This window comes from Neorhizobium sp. AL 9.2.2 (assembly GCF_013317225.1).
GTDB classification, from domain to species: Bacteria; Pseudomonadota; Alphaproteobacteria; order Rhizobiales; family Rhizobiaceae; genus Neorhizobium; species Neorhizobium soli.
Genome location: NZ_JAALXU010000007.1, coordinates 64,612 through 85,701, shown reverse-complemented (window position 1 = coordinate 85,701; position 21,090 = coordinate 64,612). Strand labels below are relative to the sequence as shown.

Annotated in this window: 19 protein-coding genes; 12 read left to right on the top strand and 7 right to left on the bottom strand. The window is 61.9% G+C overall.

Annotated elements, in window-relative coordinates; all coding sequences use genetic code 11:
- Positions 1-7 precede the first annotated feature (7 nt).
- From G6K99_RS15340 to G6K99_RS15330, 3 genes are all read left to right on the top strand, one after another.
- Positions 8-2,347 carry a Wzz/FepE/Etk N-terminal domain-containing protein gene (locus tag G6K99_RS15340; RefSeq protein ID WP_174197064.1) on the top strand — a complete coding sequence of 780 codons (2,340 nt, stop codon included), beginning with the start codon at positions 8-10 and terminating at the stop codon, positions 2,345-2,347.
- Between the two features lie 175 nt (positions 2,348-2,522).
- Positions 2,523-4,325, top strand: a complete 1,803-nt coding sequence (locus tag G6K99_RS15335) for an adenine deaminase (RefSeq protein ID WP_174197063.1) — start codon at positions 2,523-2,525, stop codon at positions 4,323-4,325.
- A 10-nt stretch (positions 4,326-4,335) separates the two neighbouring features.
- Positions 4,336-5,709 (top strand): M20/M25/M40 family metallo-hydrolase, encoded by a 1,374-nt coding sequence (locus tag G6K99_RS15330; protein ID WP_174197062.1) that lies wholly within the window; start codon positions 4,336-4,338, stop codon positions 5,707-5,709.
- 36 nt (positions 5,710-5,745) lie between these two features.
- Here G6K99_RS15330 and G6K99_RS15325 read toward each other — a convergent pair whose 3' ends face one another.
- Both G6K99_RS15325 and G6K99_RS15320 read right to left on the bottom strand, forming a co-directional pair.
- Entirely contained in the window at positions 5,746-6,150 is a 405-nt protein-coding gene (locus G6K99_RS15325; protein WP_062581889.1) for a hypothetical protein, read from the bottom strand.
- Positions 6,147-6,788, bottom strand: a complete 642-nt coding sequence (locus tag G6K99_RS15320) for a SatD family protein (protein ID WP_113111834.1) — start codon at positions 6,786-6,788, stop codon at positions 6,147-6,149. Before G6K99_RS15320 ends, G6K99_RS15325 begins: the two co-directional genes overlap by 4 nt.
- Before the next feature lie 210 nt (positions 6,789-6,998).
- On the opposite strand from G6K99_RS15320, the gene G6K99_RS15315 reads away from it, so the two are divergent.
- The gene (locus G6K99_RS15315; protein WP_092659498.1) at positions 6,999-7,601 is read left to right on the top strand and encodes a DUF2026 family protein; all 603 of its coding nucleotides are present in this window, start codon (positions 6,999-7,001) and stop codon (positions 7,599-7,601) included.
- Positions 7,602-7,703: 102 nt separating this feature from the next.
- On the opposite strand, the gene G6K99_RS15310 is transcribed toward G6K99_RS15315, so the two are convergent.
- The 3 genes from G6K99_RS15310 to G6K99_RS15300 all read right to left on the bottom strand — a co-directional run bounded on the left by G6K99_RS15310 (position 7,704) and on the right by G6K99_RS15300 (position 10,556).
- Positions 7,704-8,627, bottom strand: a complete 924-nt coding sequence (locus G6K99_RS15310) for a pseudouridine-5'-phosphate glycosidase (protein ID WP_174197061.1) — start codon at positions 8,625-8,627, stop codon at positions 7,704-7,706.
- Between the two features lie 95 nt (positions 8,628-8,722).
- On the bottom strand, positions 8,723-9,829 hold the full coding sequence (locus tag G6K99_RS15305; RefSeq protein WP_174197060.1) for a carbohydrate kinase: 1,107 nt from the start codon (positions 9,827-9,829) through the stop codon (positions 8,723-8,725).
- Positions 9,830-9,908: 79 nt separating this feature from the next.
- Positions 9,909-10,556: a TetR/AcrR family transcriptional regulator gene (locus G6K99_RS15300; protein WP_174197059.1), complete on the bottom strand. Its 648-nt coding sequence runs from the start codon at positions 10,554-10,556 to the stop codon at positions 9,909-9,911.
- A gap of 263 nt (positions 10,557-10,819) precedes the next feature.
- Between G6K99_RS15300 and G6K99_RS15295 the strand changes: the two genes are divergently transcribed.
- Genes G6K99_RS15295 through G6K99_RS15285 form a run of 3 tightly spaced genes read left to right on the top strand, consistent with a single transcriptional unit; the run spans position 10,820 to position 14,602 of the window.
- Positions 10,820-11,323 carry a (2Fe-2S)-binding protein gene (locus G6K99_RS15295; RefSeq protein ID WP_174197058.1) on the top strand — a complete coding sequence of 168 codons (504 nt, stop codon included), beginning with the start codon at positions 10,820-10,822 and terminating at the stop codon, positions 11,321-11,323.
- On the top strand, positions 11,316-12,314 hold the full coding sequence (locus G6K99_RS15290; RefSeq protein ID WP_174197057.1) for a xanthine dehydrogenase family protein subunit M: 999 nt from the start codon (positions 11,316-11,318) through the stop codon (positions 12,312-12,314). Before G6K99_RS15295 ends, G6K99_RS15290 begins: the two co-directional genes overlap by 8 nt.
- Positions 12,311-14,602, top strand: coding sequence for a xanthine dehydrogenase family protein molybdopterin-binding subunit (locus tag G6K99_RS15285; RefSeq protein ID WP_174197056.1), 2,292 nt, complete (start codon positions 12,311-12,313; stop codon positions 14,600-14,602). Before G6K99_RS15290 ends, G6K99_RS15285 begins: the two co-directional genes overlap by 4 nt.
- Before the next feature lie 457 nt (positions 14,603-15,059).
- Here G6K99_RS15285 and G6K99_RS15280 read toward each other — a convergent pair whose 3' ends face one another.
- A complete protein-coding gene (locus G6K99_RS15280; RefSeq protein ID WP_113166837.1) occupies positions 15,060-15,719 on the bottom strand; it encodes a sulfite oxidase-like oxidoreductase in 660 nt (219 codons plus the stop codon).
- Between the two features lie 90 nt (positions 15,720-15,809).
- Here G6K99_RS15280 and G6K99_RS15275 point away from each other — a divergent pair, with 90 nt between their 5' ends.
- The 3 genes from G6K99_RS15275 to alaE all read left to right on the top strand — a co-directional run bounded on the left by G6K99_RS15275 (position 15,810) and on the right by alaE (position 18,829).
- Positions 15,810-17,006: an aminotransferase gene (locus tag G6K99_RS15275; protein WP_174197055.1), complete on the top strand. Its 1,197-nt coding sequence runs from the start codon at positions 15,810-15,812 to the stop codon at positions 17,004-17,006.
- Positions 17,007-17,032: 26 nt separating this feature from the next.
- On the top strand, positions 17,033-18,289 hold the full coding sequence (locus G6K99_RS15270; protein ID WP_174197054.1) for a DUF763 domain-containing protein: 1,257 nt from the start codon (positions 17,033-17,035) through the stop codon (positions 18,287-18,289).
- Between the two features lie 75 nt (positions 18,290-18,364).
- Positions 18,365-18,829, top strand: coding sequence for an L-alanine exporter AlaE (gene alaE, locus G6K99_RS15265; RefSeq protein WP_174197053.1), 465 nt, complete (start codon positions 18,365-18,367; stop codon positions 18,827-18,829).
- 317 nt (positions 18,830-19,146) lie between these two features.
- Here alaE and G6K99_RS15260 read toward each other — a convergent pair whose 3' ends face one another.
- Positions 19,147-20,208, bottom strand: coding sequence for an SDR family oxidoreductase (locus G6K99_RS15260; RefSeq protein WP_174197052.1), 1,062 nt, complete (start codon positions 20,206-20,208; stop codon positions 19,147-19,149).
- Positions 20,209-20,316: 108 nt separating this feature from the next.
- On the opposite strand from G6K99_RS15260, the gene G6K99_RS15255 reads away from it, so the two are divergent.
- Both G6K99_RS15255 and G6K99_RS15250 read left to right on the top strand, forming a co-directional pair.
- Positions 20,317-20,694, top strand: coding sequence for a helix-turn-helix domain-containing protein (locus G6K99_RS15255; protein WP_062581919.1), 378 nt, complete (start codon positions 20,317-20,319; stop codon positions 20,692-20,694).
- 78 nt (positions 20,695-20,772) lie between these two features.
- A complete protein-coding gene (locus G6K99_RS15250) occupies positions 20,773-21,078 on the top strand; it encodes a hypothetical protein (RefSeq protein ID WP_174197051.1) in 306 nt (101 codons plus the stop codon).
- Positions 21,079-21,090 lie beyond the last annotated feature (12 nt).

Below are 21,090 nucleotides of genomic sequence, written 5' to 3'. Positions count from 1 at the left end.
CAAAGCCATGGACCAGGTTAATTATAGGCCGATGAACATCTTCCCGAACGAGCAAAAAGAAACTGACACGTTCATCGACCTCGACAAGCTGTGGTCGGCAGCCATGCGTCGGCTTGGCGTGATCATCATCTGCGTGGTCGCCATGGTCGCGCTTGCGGCAGCCTATCTGTTTACGGCGCAGCCGAAATACACGGCCGCGACGCAGATATTGGTGGACGACAACCTGTCCCGCTATGCGGAAGAGGAAACCGAAGGCCAGACCGCGCAGCAGATCGATAACCGCATGTCCAGTTCGGTCGAGATCCTGAAATCCAAGGCGCTGGCGCTCAGCGTCGTCGACAAGGGCAAGTTTGCGGAAAACGACCTGATCGTCGATCCGCCCAAATCGCCGGTCGATCTTGCCAAGGACATGGTGAAAAGCGTTGTCTCGCTGGTGTCATCAGGCGGCCCGTTGCCGAGCGAAGACCAGGTGCGCGCCGGGCGCCGTGAAAAGGCTGCCGCCATCCTTCAGCAGTCGATCACCGTCGAGCGCGTCGGACGCAGCTCGGTCATCTCGCTCTCCGTCCGCTCGCCAGACCCGGTTCTTTCCGCCCAGCTTGCCAAGACCTATGCCAGTTCCTTCCTCACGGAAGAGCTTAACGCCAATTTCGACGCGACCGAGCGCGCTTCCGTATGGCTCCAGGAGCGTTTGAACGACCTCAATATCCGGGCACAGCAGGCATCGCTGACGGTCGAGCAGTATAAGCGCGACAACGGCCTCGTATCGCCACGCGGCGAGCTGATGTCCGCCCAGCAGCTGTCTGATCTCAATACCCAGCTGATCTCGGCGCAGGCCGAAGTCGCCAGCGCCCAGGCCCGCTACAACCAGTACAAGGTGATCATCGACAAGGGCTCGGAAGCAGCCGTCGCAAATGCTGTCGTCGCCAACCGCGATACAGACAACACCGTGCTGCAGAACCTTCGCCAGCGCTACACGACGGTCAACGACCGTGAAAAGGGCGTGGTCGAGCAGTTCGGCGCCGATCATCCGCAGGCAGTCGCACTTCGCTCCGAAAAGCAGGACCTGGCACAACAGATCCTGCGCGAACTGCAGCAGCTGACCGGTTCGTTCCGCAACGAGCTGGATGTCGCAAGCTCGCGCGAGCAGTCGTTGCGCGCCAGCATCGAAAGCGTCGCCGGCCGCAACCAGGATGCCAATGTCTCCATGGTGCAGTTGCAGGAGCTGCAGCAGCGTGCCGATGCGCTGAAGACGCTCTACCAGTCCTATCTGCAGCGGTTCGAACAGGCGTCGCAGCTGCAGTCGCTGCCGATCGCCAAGGCCCGCGTCATCTCGGAAGCCGGCGTGCCGATCTCGCCGTCCAGCCCGCGCAAGACGCTCACCATGGCTCTGTCCGTCGTGCTTGGACTGCTGCTCGGCGGCGCACTTGCAGCGCTTCTGGAATTTCGCGAGCGCTTCTTCCGCACCGGCGCCGACGTGCAGGACAAGCTCGGCGTCCGCTTCCTCGGTTACCTCCCGAAGATTGGCAGCGCCCAGACCGACGACAACGGCTCCGACAAGCCGGCCGATGCGATCGACGGCCAGATCCTGCCGGAGGGCGATCCGATCGCGCTTCGTCGCAAGATGCGTGTCGCCGTCGAAGCGCCGCGCTCGCAGTTTGCCGAAACGCTGCGCAATGCCAAGCTTGCCGCCGATATCGTGCTGCAGGGTCGCAAATGCTCGGTCATCGGCGTCGTCTCCTGCCTTCCCGGCGAAGGCAAGTCGATGGTTGCCGCCAACCTTGCCGGCCTGATCTCGTCCAACGGCGTTCGCACGCTGGTCATCGATGGCGATCTGCGCAATCCGGGTCTCTCCAAGATGCTGGCGAGCGAACCGGATGTTGGCCTGATCGACGTCGTCCTGCAGAAGGTTCCGTGGACGGCTGCCGCCCGCGTCGACCGCCGCTCGCGCCTGACGATCCTGCCGATGACCACCCGCAGCCGTCAGCTGGCCCATACATCGGAGCTTCTCGCCTCGACCGGCATGAGCCAGTTCCTCGAAAGCATCAAGGACACGTTCGACGTCATCATCGTCGACCTGGCACCGCTGATCCCTGTTATCGATGCGAAGGCCTTCGAGCCCTATGTCGACGGCTTCATCTTCGTCACCGAATGGGGTGTCACGCCGGTCAAGGCAGTGCAGAGCGTGCTTCAGTCGGAACCGCAGATCGCCGCAAAGACGATCGGCGTCATTCTCAACAAGACCGAGATGGGCGAACTGCGCAAATATGCCGATCCGGGCGCGCCTGAGCGCCTGCATTCGAGCTACTCGTCCTATTACAAGGATGCCATTCCCGGCGTGCCGCGCTAAGTCGCGACACGTTCCGAAAGACTGATCGAAGGCCGCCGCTCCCTGAGGAACCGGCGGCCTTTGCGTTTCAATGGTTTGACCTGTCCATTTTCCAGATTTGCACCGATCCGCGCTTCCGTGCGGGAACAGAATTCCTTACCATGCCCAGATACCGATGATCAGCGAGGCCGATTTCATGAGCACTCTCAACCGTTTCTCCGTTCAACCGCTGGCATCCATGACGCGGCTGCTCGCCGACGTCGCGTCAGCACGGCGCGAGCCGGATCTGGTCATCCGGGATGCACGGATGCTCTCCACCTATTCGGAACGTATCCTGCCCGGGCGGGAAATCTGGCTCTCCGGCGGCCGTATCGCCGCGGTAAAGCCCACCGGTTCCTACAAGGGAACATCGGCCAAGATTTACGACGCAAAGGGCGGCATTCTGGCGCCGGGCCTTGTCGATCCGCATATCCATATCGAATCCTCGATGGTGACGGCCTGCGCCTATGCGGAGGCCGCCCTTCTCAACGGCACCACCACGATCTTCTGCGACAGCCACGAGATCGGCAATGTCATGGATGTCGCCGGTGTTGAGGCGATGCTGGAAGACGCGCGCATGGCGCCGCTGTCGATCTTCCTGACGGTGCCGAGCACCGTTCCCGCCACCTCGCCGGAACTGGAAACCGCCGGTGGCGACCTGACGCCGGACAAGATCGCGGCGCTGTTCGACAAATGGCCGGAAGCGGTAGCGCTCGGCGAAAAGATGGATTTCGTTCCCGTCGCGATGGGCGACGAACGCAGCCATGCGATCCTCGCTGCCGCACTGTCGCGCGGCCGTCCCGTATCGGGCCATGTCTATGGCCGCGAATTCGTCGCGGCCTATGCGGCCTCCGGCGTCACCGACACCCATGAGGCGATCGACCGCGATATTGCCGACGATCTGCTGGAGGCCGGCGTTTGGCTGTTCCTGCGCGGCGGCCCGCCCACCACGCCCTGGCATTCGCTGCCGCAGGCGATCAAGACCATCACCGAGCTTGGCGCCTCGCACAAGCGCGTCGCTGTCTGCACCGACGATCGCGATGCCGAGGATCTGCTCGCATTCGGCATGGACTGGGTGACCCGCGAGGCGGTCAAATACGGCATGACGCCGGAACAGGCCTGGGCCATGGGCTCGCTGCATGGCGCCACCCGCTTCGGCATGGAAAACGAGATCGGCGGTCTTGGCGGCGGACGGCGTGCCGATCTGGTGCTCCTGTCCGATAACCTGGAGCCGGTCAGCACCTGGTATGGCGGCGAACTGGTCGTGGACCAGAAGAAGATCACGCCGGTTCTGGATGAGGCACTGTCAAAACCCTATCGCTATCCGGAAGCCGCCTATCATACGGTGAAGCTGCCGAAGAACATCAAGCTGACGCCTGACCTGCCGACCGAGACCGTCATTGCCCACACGATCAAGACGGAGCTGCCCGGCATCACGCTCGGCCACGTCACCGTCACGCTCGAACCCGCCAACGACTGGCAGACGCAGTTCGATCGCCACGGTCTTTGCTTTGTCACGGTCGTGGAACGTCACGGCAAGTCGCCGGGCAATGTCGCGCATGGTCTGCTCAACGGTTTTGGTCTGAAGAAGGGCGCGGTCGCCTCGTCTGTCGGGCATGACAGCCACAACATCATCGTCGCCGGCACCAATGAACGCGACATGCAGGTGGCGCTCGATGCGATCGAGGCTACCCAGGGCGGCGTCTGCGTCGTGATGGATGGCAAGGTGACGGCCATGGTGCCGCTGCCGATTGCCGGGCTTTTGTCCGACAAGCGCGTCCACGCGGTCGCCGACGAGGTGAAGGCGCTGAAGCTCGAATGGGAAAAGGCCGAATGCACGATCGCGTATATGGGCTTCAATCTCATTCCGCTGTCGGTCATTCCGGATATCCGCATTACCGACAAGGGCCTCGTTCTGGTGCCGGAAATGCAGATCCAGACCCTGTTCGAACCGGCATGAGAGCTTGAGCATGACACCTGAAAACACCGATCTCGCCCGCGTTCTCGCCCATATCGATGCCAACAGCGACAGTTTTGTCGAACGGGTGATGGAGTATGTGAAGCACAAGTCGATCAGCGCCTCCAACGAGGGGATCACGGAAGCCGCCGATATCCTCGTCGGCATCCTCAATGGCCTCGGCATGCAGGCCCAGACGATCACCACCCGCAACCACCCGATGGTGATCGGACGGATGGAGAACCAGCCCGGCAAGCCGACCGTGCTGCTCTACGGCCATTACGACGTGCAGCCGCCCGAGCCGCTGGATCTCTGGAAGAGCCCGCCCTTCGAGCCCGAAATCCGTGACGGCCGCATCTACGCGCGCGGCATCGGCGACAACAAGGGCCAGCATTTCGCCCAGTTGCTGGCGATTGAATCCTATCTCAAGGTGGTTGGCGAACTGCCCTGCAATGTGATCTTCCTGCTCGAAGGCGAGGAGGAGATCGGCAGTCCCCATATGGCGGAATTCGTCGCGGAGCATGCCGACAAGCTCAATGCCGATCTCGTCGTGACCTCGGATGGCTCGCTGCATGACAGCGGCCGCCCGGTCGTCACGTTTGGCGTGCGCGGCGTCGCTTCCTTCGAGCTACGTGCAAAGACTGCCAACCGCGACGCCCATTCCGGCAATTTCGGCGGCGTCATGCCGAATGCGATCTGGAAGCTCGTGCATCTGCTCGCAACCATGAAGAACGACCGCGGCGAGATCACCATAGACGGCATCTACGATCCCGTCGTGCCGCCGACCGATCTGGAATTGCAGGCGATGGCGGCTTTGCCGCTCGATGTCGACAAGATCAAGGCCGAGCTTGGCATGACGGCGATCGAAGAGCCGCTGGATCGTCCCTATTACGAGCGGCTGATGTTCCAGCCGACGCTCACCATCAACGGGCTGCATGGCGGCTATGGCGGGCCGGGGCAGAAGACGGTTCTTCCGAGCGAAGCCTATGCCAAATGCGATATTCGCCTCGTCGAGAGCCTGACGCCGGACTACGTGTTCGAAAAGGTCCGGGCGCATGTGGAAAGATACGCGCCCGACGTGGAGTTCGTGCCGCAAAACTCCATGCTGCCATCGAAAACGCCGATGGACAGCCCGTTCGCATCCGTGATCCGCGAGGCGATCGTCGCTGCCCGCGGCGTCGAGCCACTGCTCTACCCAAGCCTCGGCGGCAGCCTTCCAGACTACGTCTTCACCAAAATCCTCGGCAAGCCTGCTTTCGTCGTCCCCTATGCCAATGCCGACCAGGCAAACCACGCGCCCAACGAAAACCTCAAGCTCGACCTCTTCCACGCCGGCATCCGCACCGGTGCTGCGCTGCTGGCGAAGCTGGGTGAGATGAAGGGGTGAATGGTAGGGCAGGGATGGTGGATTTCGCCAAACCGCTCAGTCGATCACCAGCATGTTGGCAATGGTCTGTCGAAGATCTATGCCGAGGCTGTGGTCGTAGGCTGCCCATGCGCTGGTTATAATAAGTGCCCATAGGACGCTGAACAGGGATCCGACCAGAAAATATTCGGCGAATTCACGCTGATCCAGCTTCTGGAACCTGGCGACCGTTTTCAGTGCTATCACGGCGGCGAGGATCTCCCAACTGTGAACAACGATCCCGGCCGCGAGTATCAGCCTCTCCAGAATGCCGATCACTCGTCCGGCGCTGATGGTCGAGGGAGGACTTTCCGAGACCATGTCCTTCAGGCCGGTCAGATCGAAAAGCTTGCGACATAGCCAGTTGCCTCCGTAAGTCAGCAAGCCCAGTGCGACAGCCGTATAGACGAGTGCGTGGATCATGCGTGCTGCCTTTCGAGCGACAAGGAACCGTCCAGTTCGGCAAGGGCCTCTTGAATGGCATTCCATTGAAGCAGGTAAAGATCAAAGTCTCCAGAGTTTCTGACCTTGTAGATGCTGTGCACGGAAACATTGCGTAGTTTCGCGATCTCGCTTGCCGTCTTTCCCGCCAGAAAGGCCTGGATGTCGTGACGCTGGGTCGGCGTCCATCGACGTTCGATGGCGGTCAGCGTTGCGCCGCCTGCCTCCAGCAGGGTCTCGAGCACCTGATAGCCTGGAATGTGGAACCGGTAATAGGTGGTGGCCGCTTTCTCGTTGAGCTTCGCCCTCGTGGCGGCGAGACCCGTCCCCATCATGTTCCAGGCGCGCTCTGGGTTGAGCGGCGTTTTCAACGCGGCAACTCCGATTGCAAACCGGCAGTCGATGGAATCGCGCATCAAATCGTATCGAATCTTGCGGGCAATCCGCATCGCACCAGCAAGCGAGGTCGCGAAACCCTGGAACTCGTCTCCCAAGGTGATCGTAAGCGGCGAGGCCAGGATTCGAGCAGATTCGGTGTTCTGACGGTCGATCGCTGCGTTAAATTGTTCATGGAGGCGTTCGATAGATGGGCTGATCTCGCTTTGAACGATATCACCCATGATGATCGCAAGAGGATTTTTGTTTGACCCTATCATGGGTCAAATCTACGATTTACCCAAAAAAGGGTCAATCAGAAAATTGACCCCAATCTGGTTCAAAGCTCCTGCCCCTTTCCAACCGGTTCAAACCCCACTGCAACGCTGCAGTTTACATTGCCGCGCTGGCCGCCTAGGCAGGGTGCCACATCAGGAACGGGTAGGTTACGGGTCATGTTGATCAAGCAGAGCGACTATCACCGCATTTATCGGGTCATCAACAGCCTGCTCGTAAACGAGAACGCCAATACCGCCGTTGCCGGCATGTATTTCAGCACGTTCGGGGCGTTCATCCTGCGCCAGCATTATGGTGTGACTGCCACGCCGAAAAGCGGGCTGGCCGCCTACAATCTCGGCGGCACCCGCATCCTCTTCGCAGACCAGCGCGAAGACGGGTATGTCACGGGTGCTGGCGAGAATTTTCATTGCTGGGTGGAGGCCGACGGCTGGGCGATCGATTTCATGGCGCCGGCGTTTTCGCAGAGCGCGTCCGAGCTTCGGGTGCCCTCTAAGATGTTCCAGAGGCCTCTTTCGGCCATGGCTTCAAGCATCAACGATCTCGAGCAATCCGGCGATTTCTTCTATCAGTCGGAGCCGCAAGCAAGCGCAAGGCGCTTCGCGGATTGGCACAAGCACGCGATGATCGGTGATCTCGCCTCGGTTGCCGCAAACTGGTTCCGGAAGTCGCCTAAGCAGATGCCGAAGTCACTGTCCATCGCGAGCGAGCCGGGAAAGAGCGTACCGTTGCTGGGGAATGCGCTTTCGGGCGCCTGGTGATGGCGGAGGCTTGCGGGCCGGGACAGGTTCGCCGATAGCGGCCAGCTCCGCTACGGGGCGTTACAGGGCGGGATGCTTGCGCACCCCGCCGCCCTTGTGAATTCAGCCCTTCTTCAGCGCAGCGTAGGCCACAGCCATCTTGGCGGCGAGGCGGGCGTTGTTTCGGACCAGTTCGATATTGGCTTTCAGGCTTTCGCCTTTCGACAATTCGTTGATGCGGGCGAGCAGGAACGGGGTCAGTTCCTTGCGGCCGATGCCGCGCTCATCTGCTTCGCGCACCGCATCGGCAATTGTGCCGTCGATGAAATCGGGCGTCAGGGCGGCTTTTTCCGGGATCGGGTTGGCGATCAGGAGGCCAGTGCCGGTGCCGAGCTGGTGGTGGAAATGCATGGCGCTTGCAATCTCTTCTGCCGTATCCAGCCGGTGATCGGCCTTGTAGCCGCTCTGGCGGGTGAAGAAGGCCGGAAAGTCCTCGGTGCCGTAGGCAATGACCGGGACGCGCTGGGTTTCGAGATATTCCAGCGTCTTTGCGATATCGAGGATCGATTTCACGCCGGCGCAGACGACGGCTGTCCTGGTGCGGCCAAGCTCGGTCAGGTCGGCGGAGATGTCGAATGTCTGTTCGGCGCCGCGATGCACACCGCCGACGCCGCCGGTTGCGAAGATCTCGATACCGGCGAGCTCCGCCAGAAGCATCGTTGCGGAAACCGTCGTACCCGCCGTCTGGCCGCGCACCATGGCAACGGCGAGATCGCGGCCGGAGGCCTTGACCACGCCCTTGGCCTGAGCCAGATTTTCCAGCTCGTCCCGTTCCAGACCGACGCGGAGTTCACCGTCGATGACGGCGATGGTTGCCGGCACGGCGCCGTTTTCACGCACGACCGCCTCGACCGACAGCGCCGTCTCCAGATTGGCCGGGTAGGGCATGCCATGGGTGATGATGGTCGATTCGAGCGCCACGATGGCGCCGCCGTTTGCGAGAGCGTCTGCAACTTCCTGGCTGAGTTTCGGCTTCAGCAATGACATAGGATTTCCTTTCTGGAAGCAGTTCCGGCAAAGCCGTGGAGCGGTTTTGCGTCTGGACCTGCGTTGGGATTAAACACTGGAAGCACTCGCGTACTTCAGGACAAACGGTGCATATGGGCCTGCAAAAAGGCCTCGGAGAGTTCGGGGTGGACGCTTGCCGCACTTTCGGTGGTGAGCGTCGCCACCAGCGCGCCGATGCGGGCAGCGGTGTGGATGTCGTCGCCGGCGATCACCCGGTGCAGGGTTCCGGCAATCATCGCATCGCCGGCGCCGGTCATGTCGATGGCTTTCGCCTCGACCGCTTCGAAACTGGCTGAAGCGTCTATGCCGGCAACGGCGATGCCGGCTGCCCCCATCGTCACCACCGCCTCGCGGGCGCCGGCTGCCTGCAGGCCGCGTGCCGCCTTCAGCGCGTCGTCGATCGTCTCGCGGGCCGACAGTCCGAGAATGGCGTTCGCCTCATCGATATTCATGAACAGAAGGTCGATACCGGTCAAATCCTTAGGCAGGCGCATGGCCTTTACCGTCGAGACGGCGTCGATCGCCAGCCGGAAGCGCGCGTCGCGCCTGCGCGTGATCAGCGCTGCCAGCGTCTCGGCCGGCGGATTGCAGTCGGAGAACACGAAGCTTGCGGAAGCCAGATGCGGCCAGACGCGGTCGAGATGTTCGGGCCGCAGCAGATCGAATATGCCCATGTCGGCAATGCCGAGCGAAAGATCGCCGTGCGGATCGAGGATGGCCGCATATTCGGCGGTCGGCCGCTCGGTGCTGATGATCATCTGACTGACGTCGATGCCGCGCTCGCGCATATAGGTCATCAGCGTGCGGCCGCCCTCGTCGTCACCGACGATCGAGATGAAACCGGTTTCGGTACCAAGACGGGCGAGGTTTTCGGCCACGTTGCGGGCAACGCCACCCATCGAGCGGGTGCTGTCGACGGGGTTGGACGTGCCCTGAACGATTTCCTGCTTCGCGTGGTATTTCCGGTCGAGAACGGCGCCGCCGAGACAGATCGCGCGTGACGGCTGCGGCATCACATAGCCGCGGCCGAGAACATGGCCCTTCTGCATCAGCTGCACGATATGGGCTGCCACCGTGGAGCGGGCGAGCCCCAGCATCTCGGCAATCTCCTGCTGTCCCGCAAAAGGATTGTCCCTGATAATGCCGAGAACGGCGGCTTCCTGGCTGGTCAGATCGTCCATCGTGGCTTCCCGTGAAGGATCACGGTTTATAAACAACTGTTCATCGCGTCAACAGTTGTTTTGCGCGCGCTTCACGCCGTCAGTTGCGCACCCGAAGACCGTCCATCAAAAGCATAATCAGCCGATTGCCGCTGGCGCGCCATTCGGGCGAATCCGGAATGGAATAGATGCTCGACATGGCGTGCATCAGATCCGCCTGGCCTATATCGCTGCGGATGAGATTTGCCTCGCGGCCGTTTACGAGAAGCCGGTCGAGCGCCTGCCGTATGGTCCCGAACCCCTCCGCAAACAGTGTCGTGTTGGAGCTGGCGATAATCTTCAGGCTGTTGGCCATGCCTCGCTTGGTTGCCATATAGCCGACGAAACGCAGCATCCAGAGCTCCAGTGCCTTGTCGGCCGGATGGTTGGCGGCAAGTTCGTCCGCTGCTGCCGCCAGTGCCGTCAGCTCGCGGCGATAGACGAGTTCGACCAGATGTTCGCGGGTCGGGAAATGCCGATAGAGCGTGCCAATGCCGACGCCGGCCTGGCGGGCAATCTCTTCCAATGAGGTCTCGACGCCCTTTTCCGCAAATGCCTGCGCTGCCACCTCGACCAGCTTGTCGCGGTTGCGGCGAGCGTCCGCGCGAAGTTTCGGAGCCGGGGTCTGTGCATTTTTCGGCGTGGCCAAAGCCCGAAATCCTGTTCCAGTGGTTAGGCTCTCTGGGGTCGTAATCCTGGTTTCCGGCATCCTGAAACGGATGTTTTCGAAATCCAGCCTTGACTGATCTCAGCGAGCGGCTAGTTTAAACGGAGTTGCCTCCGTTTGAGGCGGCGCATATGTCTTTTTAGATCAGAAGGCGGCCGGATGTCATGTCGAAAGATTTCGCTCCGCCTTATCGACCGCAATCGGCGGCGCGCGTTTAGACGATATCATCGACCCATGCCCTCGCCAGACGGCCGGTCCAGCCTAATTCTTTGAAATTCTCTTCGTGAAGATTGCAGGAGCCTGTCATGACACGAACCATTCACCTCAACCTCGATATCAACGGCAAGGGTTACGACCTCGATGTCGAGCCGCGCGTGACGCTGCTCGATGCGCTGCGCGACCATCTTGTACTCACCGGCACCAAAAAGGGTTGCGACCAGGGCCAGTGCGGCGCCTGCACCTGCCATGTGGATGGCAAACGGGTACTATCCTGTCTCACCCTGGCGGCCCAGGTCGAAGGCCGTCAGGTAGAAACGATCGAAGGACTGTCTGGGGCCGACGGAACCCTGCATGCGGTTCAGGCGGCATTCCTGGAGCAGGACGCCTTCCAGTGCGGTTATTGCACGCCTGGCCAGATCATGTCGGCAGTCGCCTGCATCCGGGAGGGGCATGCGGGATCGGATGCGGAAATCCGCGAATACATGTCCGGCAATCTCTGTCGCTGCGGCGCCTATAACAGCATCGTCGCTGCAGTGCGCCAGGCCGCGCAGGCCGTCGTTCCTGCAACGAAGGAGATGGCCGATGCGTGATTTTTCCTATCTTCGCGCCGCGACCCTCGATGAGGCCCGCCAGGCGGTGCTGCAGGCAGGGGCATCCATCCTGGCCGGCGGCACGACCCTGATCGACCTTGCCAAATGCGGCGTTGCCGAGCCGGAGACGGTCGTCGATATCTCCCATCTCGAAGGTCTCTCCGGCATCGAGGTCACACCCAGCTCGGTCACCATCGGCGCGCTTTCGCGCATGTCTGACGTTGCCGATCATGCGGGCATCCAGGCGGAAATGCCGGCTGTCTCGGAATCGCTGCTGCTGGCGGCGTCGGCGCAGCTGCGCAACATGGCGACGATCGGCGGTAACGTGATGCAGCGTACGCGCTGTCCGTATTTCCGCGATCCCGGCACGTTCCCGGCCTGCAACAAGCGCAATCCCGGCTCCGGCTGTTCGGCACTTGGCGGCATCACCCGCAACCATGCGGTTCTCGGCACCAGCGAGCACTGTATCGCCTCCAATCCGGGCGATCTGGCTGTGGCGCTGGTCGCATTCGATGCGGTCGTCGATCTAGGGTCCCGCACGGTTCCGTTTGATGAGTTCTTCCTCCTGCCCGGCGATACCCCGGACAGGGAAACAGTGCTTCAGCCCGGCGAGATGATCGTCGGCCTGTCGATCCCGAAAAGCGCTGCAGCGAAGAACTCCACCTACCTGAAGGTCCGAGACCGCCAGTCCTACGAGTTCGCCGCCGCAAGCGCTGCCGTCGGTCTGGAACTGGAAGACGATGGCCGCACGGTCAGGGATATTCGCGTGGCACTTGGCGGCGTTGCCACCAAGCCATGGCGGGCGCGCGCCGTCGAACAGGCGCTGATCGGCAAAGTGCTCGACGCTGCTACCATCAAGACGGCGAGCCTGCTTGCCATGGAGGGCGCCGTTGCCCAAGGCGACAATCAATACAAGATCGATCTTGTGCCACGGGTCGTTGCCCGGGCGATCGAGACGGTCTCGACGGACAAATCTGGAGGTCTCGCATGACTATTATGCCCCCCCGCAAACACGGCGATGCCTCTGACGGCATGGTTGGCGGACGTCTGACCCGGTTCGAAGGCAGCCTCAAGCTCACAGGTGCTGCCACCTATGCGCTGGAATACCCGATCGATAACCTTGCCCACGCGGCTCTCGTGCAGAGCACGATCGCCGCGGGCCGCGTCGTCAGCGTCGATGCGAGCAGAGCGATCGCCTCGCCCGGCGTCCTGATGGTGCTGACACCCGAAGACGATCTCGGACTGCGCGTTTCCGCCGACTGGCAAGGCAACCGGCCGGAAGACAAGGCCTATCATCCGCTGCCGCGCGAGGTGCAGTTCAACGGCCAGTCGATTGCAGCGGTGATCGCCGAAAGCCGCGAACAGGCGACGGAAGCCGCAAAGCTTGTTGTCGTCACTTATGAAGAAACGTCGCCTGTCATGAGCATCGACGATCCGGCGGCTGGCGAAGGCAAGCTGATGGACAATCTCACCATCGGCTGGGGAGATGCAGAGGCCGCCCTTGCGGCATCGCCGGTCCGGATCGAAAGCGAATACAGCACGCCGCGCGAATACCACTGCGCCATGGAGCCGCACGGGCTGACGGCGAAGTGGGACGGCGACGAGCTGACGATCTGGGAGCCCAGCCAGTGGTCGCACGGCATGGCCCGCATGTATGCCGAATGGTTCGGCATGGACTACGAAAAGGTGCGGATCATCTCGCCCTATATCGGCGGCGGTTTCGGCTCCAAGGGCCAGCCGCTCGCCTATGGCGCGGTGGCGGTTGCGGCGGCGAGAAAGCTCGGGCGACCGGTCCAGCTTGCCGTCACACGGCCGCAGAACTTCACCAGCTACGGCGGTCGTGCGGCAACCCGCCAGACGATCGCGCTCGGCGCTTCCGAAGACGGCGTGCTGCAGGCGATCGTCCATCGCGGCAGGACAGAGACGTCAGTCTATATGGATTACCCGGAACAGACGGGAGCGGCGACGCCCATCCTCTACAAGGTGGAGAACTTCTCCTCCCAGTCGCGCGTCGTGCCGGTCAACACCGTCACACCGGGCGCGCTTCGGGGACCGGGCAAGAACCCCAGCGCCTACGGCATCGAAAGCGCCATGGAAGAGCTTGCCTACAAGCTGGATATGGATCCGCTGGAACTGCGGCTGAAGAACTATGCCGATCACGACTATCAGTCCGGCAAGCCTTGGTCGACGCGGATGCTGCGCGAAGCCTTGACGCAAGGGGCTGCCGCCTTCGGCTGGGAGAAGCGCAGCCATCAGCCCCGCTCGATGCGCGACGGCAAGACGCTGATCGGCTGGGGCATCGGTTGCGGCACGTTCCCGGTTATCCGGGCACCGTCGGAAGCGATGATCCGCGTCCTCGCGAACGGCCGCGTCGAGGTGGTCAGCGGCTCGATCGATATGGGGCAGGGCACCTATACGATCCTTGCCCAGACGGCAGCCGAAGCGCTCGGCGTGCCGGTCTCAGAAGTCGACGTGCTCCTGGGTGACAGCCGCATGCCGGGTTCGTCGATCGCCGGCGGATCGATGCTGGCGGGATCCATCACCGGTGCCGTCCACAAGGCAGCGATCGCAGCGCGCGACGAGTTGATCGGCCTTGCGCTCAACGAGACCGGATCGCCGTTCCGCGATACCGGCGCCAACACGCTTTCGATGGTTGGCGGGCGTATCGAGGCATCGCGTGGCGGTGGGCCTTCGCTGTCGCTGCAGGAGCTGATGCAGGCGGTCGGCCGCAATGAGCTGGAGATCCGCCGCAACACGCTTGCCGAAAACGCGCAGACGCCTGATGATCAGAAACAGGCCTGGACCACCATGTCGAAAGTGCAGGGGCCGACCTCGGGCGACCTCTCCATGCACAGCTGGGCTGCCCATTTCGTCGAAGTCCGCATCGATGAGGATTTCGGGACGATCCGGGTGTCGCGCATGGTCTCTGCCTTCGATTGCGGCCGTCTCTACAATCCGAAGCTGGTGGAAAGCCAGTGGAAGGGCGGCATTATCATGGGCATCGGCCAGGCGCTGCTGGAGGAAGGTGTCGTCGATCCGCGCAACGGCCGCACCATCAACAGCAACATGGCCGACTATCTGGTGCCGACCAATGCCGACATTCCGGATATCGAGGTGATCTCGGTGGGCGTGCCGGATCTCGACGCATCCACGCTCGGCGGCAAAGGAGTTGGCGAAGTCGGCATCGTCGGCGTCGCCCCGGCAATCGCCAACGCCGTCTTCCACGCGACAGGCAAACGCATCCGCGACCTGCCGATCACGCTGGAAAAACTGATGTGATCTCTGGGCTGTCGCCTCTGGCGGCAGCCCTTCTCACACTTTGCGGTATCGGCTGGCTTGAACCCTCGTTTGCGGTGTTACCGCAACCCAAGAGGTCCCCACACCCTTACGTCGCCAGAACTTGTTTTCGGATCACCAACGACCGCATGGATGTAGCTGTGGTTAGGCTTTGCATCCGGAACTCTGGAAGGAAACGTAGTACGTGCAAATAGCATGAGGCGGGCATCTGCCTTGGGATTTCCAGTCGATTTCCTCATGGAAACTGTGGCCATTTTTCCCGCCGCATCTGTCCTGATCATGACCTCTCCAATTCGTTCACCAGGACTGCAGCCGACAACGAGAAAGCTCAGTAAGACTAGGGCTATCGGACGCATGAAAATTCCTGGAGCAACGGAAGGGTGATCAACTTTCCGTTGCATATTCTTCAAGGCAAAGCAACGGGATAGGCCGACGCCGCTCAATCCTCCGAATACCTTTCCTCGGCCCATGGGTCACCGCGCATGTGGTAGCCGTTCTTTTCCCAGAAGCCGGCATTGTCGATGCCGAGGAAGTCGATCCGCTTCAGCCATTTGGCGCTTTTCCAGAAGTAGAGATGCGGCACGACAAGGCGCACCGGTCCACCATGCTCTTCCGTCAGCGGCTTGCCCTCCCAGTGGGTCACGATGAGCGCGTCGGGGACTGCGAAATCGGAGAGGAGGACGTTGGTCGTGTAGCCGTCATAAGCGGTCAGCATCACCGCGGTCGCCTTGTCGGTCGGCTCCACGGCATCGAGCAGGTCGCGGGTGGACACGCCCTTCCAGTCGTTGTCGTAGCGCGACCAGGTCGTCACGCAATGGATATCGGAGCGCATCTCGGTCTGCGGCAGTGCCTGGAAACTGTCCCAGTTGAAGGTCGTCGGCTTGTTGACGAGCCCGTAGATGTCGAGCTTCCACTGTGACGGCGAAATGCTGGGCTGCTGGCCGAGATCGAGCACCGGCCAGTTCTTGACCAGATGCTGGCCGGGCGGTAGGCGATCGGTATCGGGTCGCGCATGCCGGCCTGTCAGGAATTTTCCCTCATCGGCCCATTTGCGCTTGGTGCTGGTGAGCTTGGAATCCTGCGGAAGATTGTCGTCCATAAGTGGTTCTCCTTGCCTCCGAGGATAATCTGATAAACAACAAGGGCAATCAATTCCTGACTTCCCCGCCCGAGATTTCGTCGAGACCCCATGCCCGCCTCCCATCCGCGCCCGAATGCCCGCTTCAACCCTTTGATCGAACAACTGTCCCTGCCACCGGTTCCGGCCGTCGCGGCCTGGGGTCGTGCCTATGACACGGCTCTGGGTCCGCTGATCGACCTGTCGCAGGCAGTGCCCGGCTATCCGGCCCATCCGGACATGCTGCGGCTTCTGGGCGAGACGGCATCGTCCAAAGCCTATACCGGCTACGGCCCGATCGAGGGCGAGGCGGTTCTGCGCACCGCCTATGCAAGCCACGTCGCGGAAGTCTATGGCGCAGCGCTTGTCGAGGAAAACATCCACATCACCTCCGGCTGCAACCAGGCTTTCGTCTGCGCGGCGATGACGGTCGCCGGTCCCGGCAGCACCATCCTGATGACCGAGCCGTTCTATTTCAACCATGAAACGACGCTTGCCATGATGGGTATCGGCACCGCCTTCGTGGCATGTTCTGCCGAAAACGGGTTCCTGCCGGATCTGGTGTCGCTCGAAGCCGCGATGACCGATGGGGTGAAGGCGCTGGCGCTGGTGTCGCCCAACAATCCGACCGGCGCCATCTATCCGGCGTCCCTGCTCGAGGCGATCTTTAGGCTATGCCAGGACAAAGGTATCTGGCTGATTCTCGACGAAACCTATCGCGATTTTCTGCCGCAAGCGGGAAGCCGTGCCCATGGCCTGTTTTCGCAGTCCGGATGGGAAGAAACGCTGATCAGCCTCTACAGCTTTTCCAAATCCTTCTGTATTCCCGGCCACCGTCTCGGCGCCATCACCGCCGGCGAGGCGGCGATCGGCCAGATCGCCAAGATCATGGACAATCTGCAGATCTGCGCGCCGAGAGCCGCCCAGGCAGCGGTTGCCGAAGCGCTGCCGCTGCTCACCGCCTGGCGCGAGGAAAACCGTCAGGAAATCGGCCGTCGCGCCGAAGCGCTGAAAACGGTCATGCGCGGCGTCTCCGGTTGGAAGCTCGATGCGATCGGCGCCTATTTCGCCTTCGTGCGGCATCCCTTCCCGGGCAGGGGCTCGGCCGAGGTGGCCGAACAGCTTGCCAAACGCGCCGGCATCAGCTGCATCCCCGGCGTCTATTTCGGGCAAGGCCAGGATGGCTATCTGCGGTTTGCCTTCGCCAATGCGGATGTCGAAACCATCGGTCTTCTGGAAGAACGTTTGCGGAACTTTTCGCTGTCGTAAAGTGGTTGCCGGCTCTATAAGGAACCATGGTTCAGAGAGCAGGCAGCGCCGATCTTCCGCTTCATGGTGGCCGGGTTCCCCGGTGGCTGGGCGACCGCATGACCAAGCTCGGCGCCGTCATCACCGAAGCCATCGTCCTGCATTACGGCCGTGACGAATTGCTCAGCCGGTTGGCGCATCCGTTCTGGTTTCAATCCTTCGGGTCGGTGATGGGCATGGACTGGCATTCGTCCGGCATCACCACCAGCGTCATCGGCGCGCTCAAACGCGGGCTGACGCCGATGTCGGGCGAACTCGGCATTCATGTCTGCGGCGGGCGCGGCCGCAATTCGCGGCAGACGCCGGATGAGTTGATCGCCATCGGCGCCCGCGTCGGTATCGATGGTTTCGCCCTTGCCAAGACCAGCCGGCTCGTCGCCAAGGTCGACAGCGCCGCCGTTCAGGATGGTTTCGATCTCTATCTGCACGGTTTCATCGTCACCGACGATGGCAAATGGGTCGTCGTCCAGCAGGGCATGAACGGTGACCGGAAGCAGGCGCGACGCTATCACTGGCAGTCGCAGGGCCTGAAAAGCTTCGTGGATTCGCCGCATGCGGCGATCGAGGGCCGCGGCCAGGGCGACATCGTCAACCTCGCCGATCACCGGGCAGAGGCCTCGCGCCACGGCCAGCTCGATCTGCTCGCATCGCTCGGTCCCGACCGCATTGTCCGCGAAGTGATCGCGATCGATCCGGGCCGGCAGCGCAAGAAGGATCTGTCGCAGCCGATGCTGCCGCATCTGATCATGCCTGATCATCACGACGTCCGCGAAGAAGACGTCAACATGAAGCGCCTGCATGGCACGCTTGCCGCCGCTGCCGATCGTGGCCCGAAGGATTTCGAGGATCTGCTTCTGACGCCTGGCGTCGGAGCCCGCACGGTGTCGGCGCTCGCCATGGTCGCCGAAGTCGTGCACGGCGCACCCTGCCGTTTTTCCGATCCGGCGCGGTTTTCACTCGCCCATGGCGGCAAGGACCGGCATCCGTTCCCGGTGCCGATCCGGGTCTATGACGAGACGATCAGGGTGATGAAATCGGCCGTCGGCAAGGCAAGGCTTGGCCGCGACGAGGAAATGCAGGCACTGCGCCGCCTAGACGACCAGGCCCGCCAGCTCGAAAAATACGTGACCGGCCCCGACCTCAAGGAAATCGTCGCCGGCGAATTTTCCCGCTCGCACGAATGGGGTGGACGCAGCGTGTTCGGCTGGGAGCCGGAGGCGGAAGACGATAAACGGACGGGATAGTTGCCTTCTGCGATCGTCCCATATCCACCGAAACTGAAGGCACCTCGTTCCAGAGACGGCCGGGAGACCAGCAATTTGTCGCGTGAAACGGAGACGCGAAGCGTCGGGTGGCGATCGTTCGCGGCCGATACTCTGGCCCTCATCCTGTTCTTCACCACGACCGGCATTATCAACGAGCGGTTCGTTGCGGGAATGAGTTGGGAGCAGGTGTTTGACGCGCGCCTTCTCGGAGCCGTGCTGATGGTTCCGTCGGGGCGTCCATACGGTCTTTGGCGAGACTGGGTGATGCGCTTTGCCGGCCCCGGGCGCGTGTCGCAGATCCTGTGGGATACGCTCGCGCTCGTCAGCTTCCAGGTGCCGCTCTATGCCGCGATCCTCGCCATCAGCGGGGCTGATAGTGCTGAGTTGCTGCGGGGCACGTTGGGTGTGATCGTGATCATGCTGGCATCGGGTCGGCCCTACGGAGCGTTCCTCAATTTCATCAGGCGCCGCTTCGGCCTGTCGCCGGGCGGAACGAAGCCGATGTCCCTCAACACGTGAATGGGCCCGGGAAGAAATCCCCGGGCACGAGACTGCTGGCAAACCCTAAAAAAGCTTGTTTGACGAGAGGCATACCCCACTCTCCCTCATCCTCGCCCTGGTGGCGGGGATCCAGCGACACGACGTCCGTCGGGTCAAAGACTCGTTTTAGCTCAAGGACTTGAGCTGACTGGATCCCCGCCACAAGGGCGAGGATGAGGGGAGTTTGGTGACAGGCTCAGTTTCCCAAGTAACGTGCAGAATTGTTAGATAAACCAGCAGTCTGATGCGCCCGGGAAGAAATCCCCCGGCACAAGATTCTCTCGGCGCTCGCTCCCTTACGGGATCAGACGGTTTGCGCGCAGATCTTCGAACAGATCGAAGAAGGCGTCGTCGGTCGGCTGGTATTCGAGGAAGCCGAGGCGCCGGCTCTTCGACATGTCGGTGACGACTTCGATCGGGCGTCCGAGATCGGCGTCCGTATGCCACGGCGAGACGAGTCGGTTCATATCCGGTTCGGCCAGATTGTGGCGTTCTGCAATCTCGCGCCAGATCGCAGCATCCTCGGCCATCTGCTTTTCGAGCGGCTGTACGGTGCCATCGAAGGTGGCGGGTTCCAGCTCGAACCAGGCGGCGATGCGGCTCCACATCCACTTCCAGCGGAAGACATCGCCGTTGACGACGTTGAATTCGCCGTTGGCTGCACCCGGTGTCGTGGAAGCCCACAGGAGATGGCGGGCGAGAAGGTTGGCGCTGGTCATGTCGGTCAGCCCCTCCCACTGCATCTCGACGCCCGGGAAGCGGAAGGGGCGGCCGGTGTGCTTGCAGATCGCAGCGTAGACGGCAAGCGTCGTGCCCATGTTCATGGCATTGCCGACAGCCTTGCCGACGATCGTGTGCGGGCGATGGACGCTCCAGGTGAAGCCGTCGCGGGCGGCTGCCGCAAACACTTCGTCTTCCTGGGCGTAGTAGAAATTATCGACCTCGAGCCGGCCCTGTTCCTCGCGGAACGGCGTCTGCGGCAGGGCGCCCTTGCCGTAGCTCTCGAATGGTCCGAGATAATGCTTGAGGCCCGTCACCAGCGCCACATGCTTGACGGAGCCTGCCGGAGACAGCGCGTCGAGGACATTGCGCACCATCGACGAGTTGACGCGGATGTTTTCGGCTTCGGTCGACTGCCGCAGCCAGCTCGAGATGAACACATGCGAGGGATCAAGACCCGCCAGCGCTTTCGAAAGCGAGGCCGGATCGAGAAGATCCGCGGCCACCGGTGTCACGTTCGTCTGCTGCTGAGGCGTGCGCGACAGGCCGAGAACCTGCCAGCCGTCGTCGCCCAGAACCTTTGCTGTTGCGCTGCCGACAATGCCGCTTGCGCCCACGATCAATGCTTTTTTTGTCATAATTGCTCCTGTCGTTCTGAGCCTGATCTAGTGTCTTGCGGCAGACTGTGCCAGAAGGCACCCGAATGGGACATAGGCACCCTGACGTAACCAGATGGGGAACAGATCATGCAGCCAGGCTCACCTGACAACGAATGGCGCGAAGACTGCGCACCGCGCCGCGTCCTCGACCTTTTCTCCTCCAAATGGACGAGCATGATCCTGCATGTGCTCGATACGCGGCTGGAGGGCTGTGCGCGGACCGGCGTTCTGCTGCGCAGCCTGCCCGGCATTTCGAAGAAAATGCTGACCCAGACCCTGCGCGACATGGAAGCCTCGGGTCTTGTCATCAGGCGCGTCTATGGCACGGTGCCCCCGGCAGTCGACTATACGCTGACGCCGCTCGGCAAGCGTTTCGTCGAGCTGATCGATCTGCTCTACGGTTGGGGTCGAGACAATGCCGATGCGCTGGACGCGCTCAAAGCGAAGAAGGGCGAGGGAGCCTAGATCAGGGATTGGGCCTCCCAGTTCGGATGGAACGATGGTAGCCGGCCCGTGTTCTCCTTGGAACAAGGGAGACTTGCTATGTCAGACCACAAAGACGTCGACCCCGCAGCCGATACGGCTTCCAAGGAAGCGACCCGGTTCGGCAGCAGCCAGCCCAAGGTTTCCGAACAGTCAAGGGATAGCATCCACCCGGCCGCCGATGCGGCTGAGGATGTACAGGCTGACCACAAGGTCGAGAAGAGCTTTGGTACCGGCGAGGATGGGTCAGTGCGCAAGACGGATGAGGCAACCGTCGAACTCAATCGCGCCCGCAAGGCGGCTGGAGCCGAAGGCTCCGGCGTCCCGAGCGATCATGAGGCCGACGCCGGCGACATCGGCGGCTGAGACTTCCACCCG

Coding starts and splice junctions, on each gene's coding strand:
- G6K99_RS15340 (WP_174197064.1), top strand. CDS start 8: ATGGACCAGGTTAATTATAGGCCGATGAACATCTTCCCGAACGAGCAA.
- G6K99_RS15335 (WP_174197063.1), top strand. CDS start 2,523: ATGAGCACTCTCAACCGTTTCTCCGTTCAACCGCTGGCATCCATGACG.
- G6K99_RS15330 (WP_174197062.1), top strand. CDS start 4,336: ATGACACCTGAAAACACCGATCTCGCCCGCGTTCTCGCCCATATCGAT.
- G6K99_RS15325 (WP_062581889.1), bottom strand. CDS start 6,150: ATGATCCACGCACTCGTCTATACGGCTGTCGCACTGGGCTTGCTGACT.
- G6K99_RS15320 (WP_113111834.1), bottom strand. CDS start 6,788: ATGGGTGATATCGTTCAAAGCGAGATCAGCCCATCTATCGAACGCCTC.
- G6K99_RS15315 (WP_092659498.1), top strand. CDS start 6,999: ATGTTGATCAAGCAGAGCGACTATCACCGCATTTATCGGGTCATCAAC.
- G6K99_RS15310 (WP_174197061.1), bottom strand. CDS start 8,627: ATGTCATTGCTGAAGCCGAAACTCAGCCAGGAAGTTGCAGACGCTCTC.
- G6K99_RS15305 (WP_174197060.1), bottom strand. CDS start 9,829: ATGGACGATCTGACCAGCCAGGAAGCCGCCGTTCTCGGCATTATCAGG.
- G6K99_RS15300 (WP_174197059.1), bottom strand. CDS start 10,556: ATGCCGGAAACCAGGATTACGACCCCAGAGAGCCTAACCACTGGAACA.
- G6K99_RS15295 (WP_174197058.1), top strand. CDS start 10,820: ATGACACGAACCATTCACCTCAACCTCGATATCAACGGCAAGGGTTAC.
- G6K99_RS15290 (WP_174197057.1), top strand. CDS start 11,316: ATGCGTGATTTTTCCTATCTTCGCGCCGCGACCCTCGATGAGGCCCGC.
- G6K99_RS15285 (WP_174197056.1), top strand. CDS start 12,311: ATGACTATTATGCCCCCCCGCAAACACGGCGATGCCTCTGACGGCATG.
- G6K99_RS15280 (WP_113166837.1), bottom strand. CDS start 15,719: ATGGACGACAATCTTCCGCAGGATTCCAAGCTCACCAGCACCAAGCGC.
- G6K99_RS15275 (WP_174197055.1), top strand. CDS start 15,810: ATGCCCGCCTCCCATCCGCGCCCGAATGCCCGCTTCAACCCTTTGATC.
- G6K99_RS15270 (WP_174197054.1), top strand. CDS start 17,033: ATGGTTCAGAGAGCAGGCAGCGCCGATCTTCCGCTTCATGGTGGCCGG.
- G6K99_RS15260 (WP_174197052.1), bottom strand. CDS start 20,208: ATGACAAAAAAAGCATTGATCGTGGGCGCAAGCGGCATTGTCGGCAGC.
- G6K99_RS15255 (WP_062581919.1), top strand. CDS start 20,317: ATGCAGCCAGGCTCACCTGACAACGAATGGCGCGAAGACTGCGCACCG.
- G6K99_RS15250 (WP_174197051.1), top strand. CDS start 20,773: ATGTCAGACCACAAAGACGTCGACCCCGCAGCCGATACGGCTTCCAAG.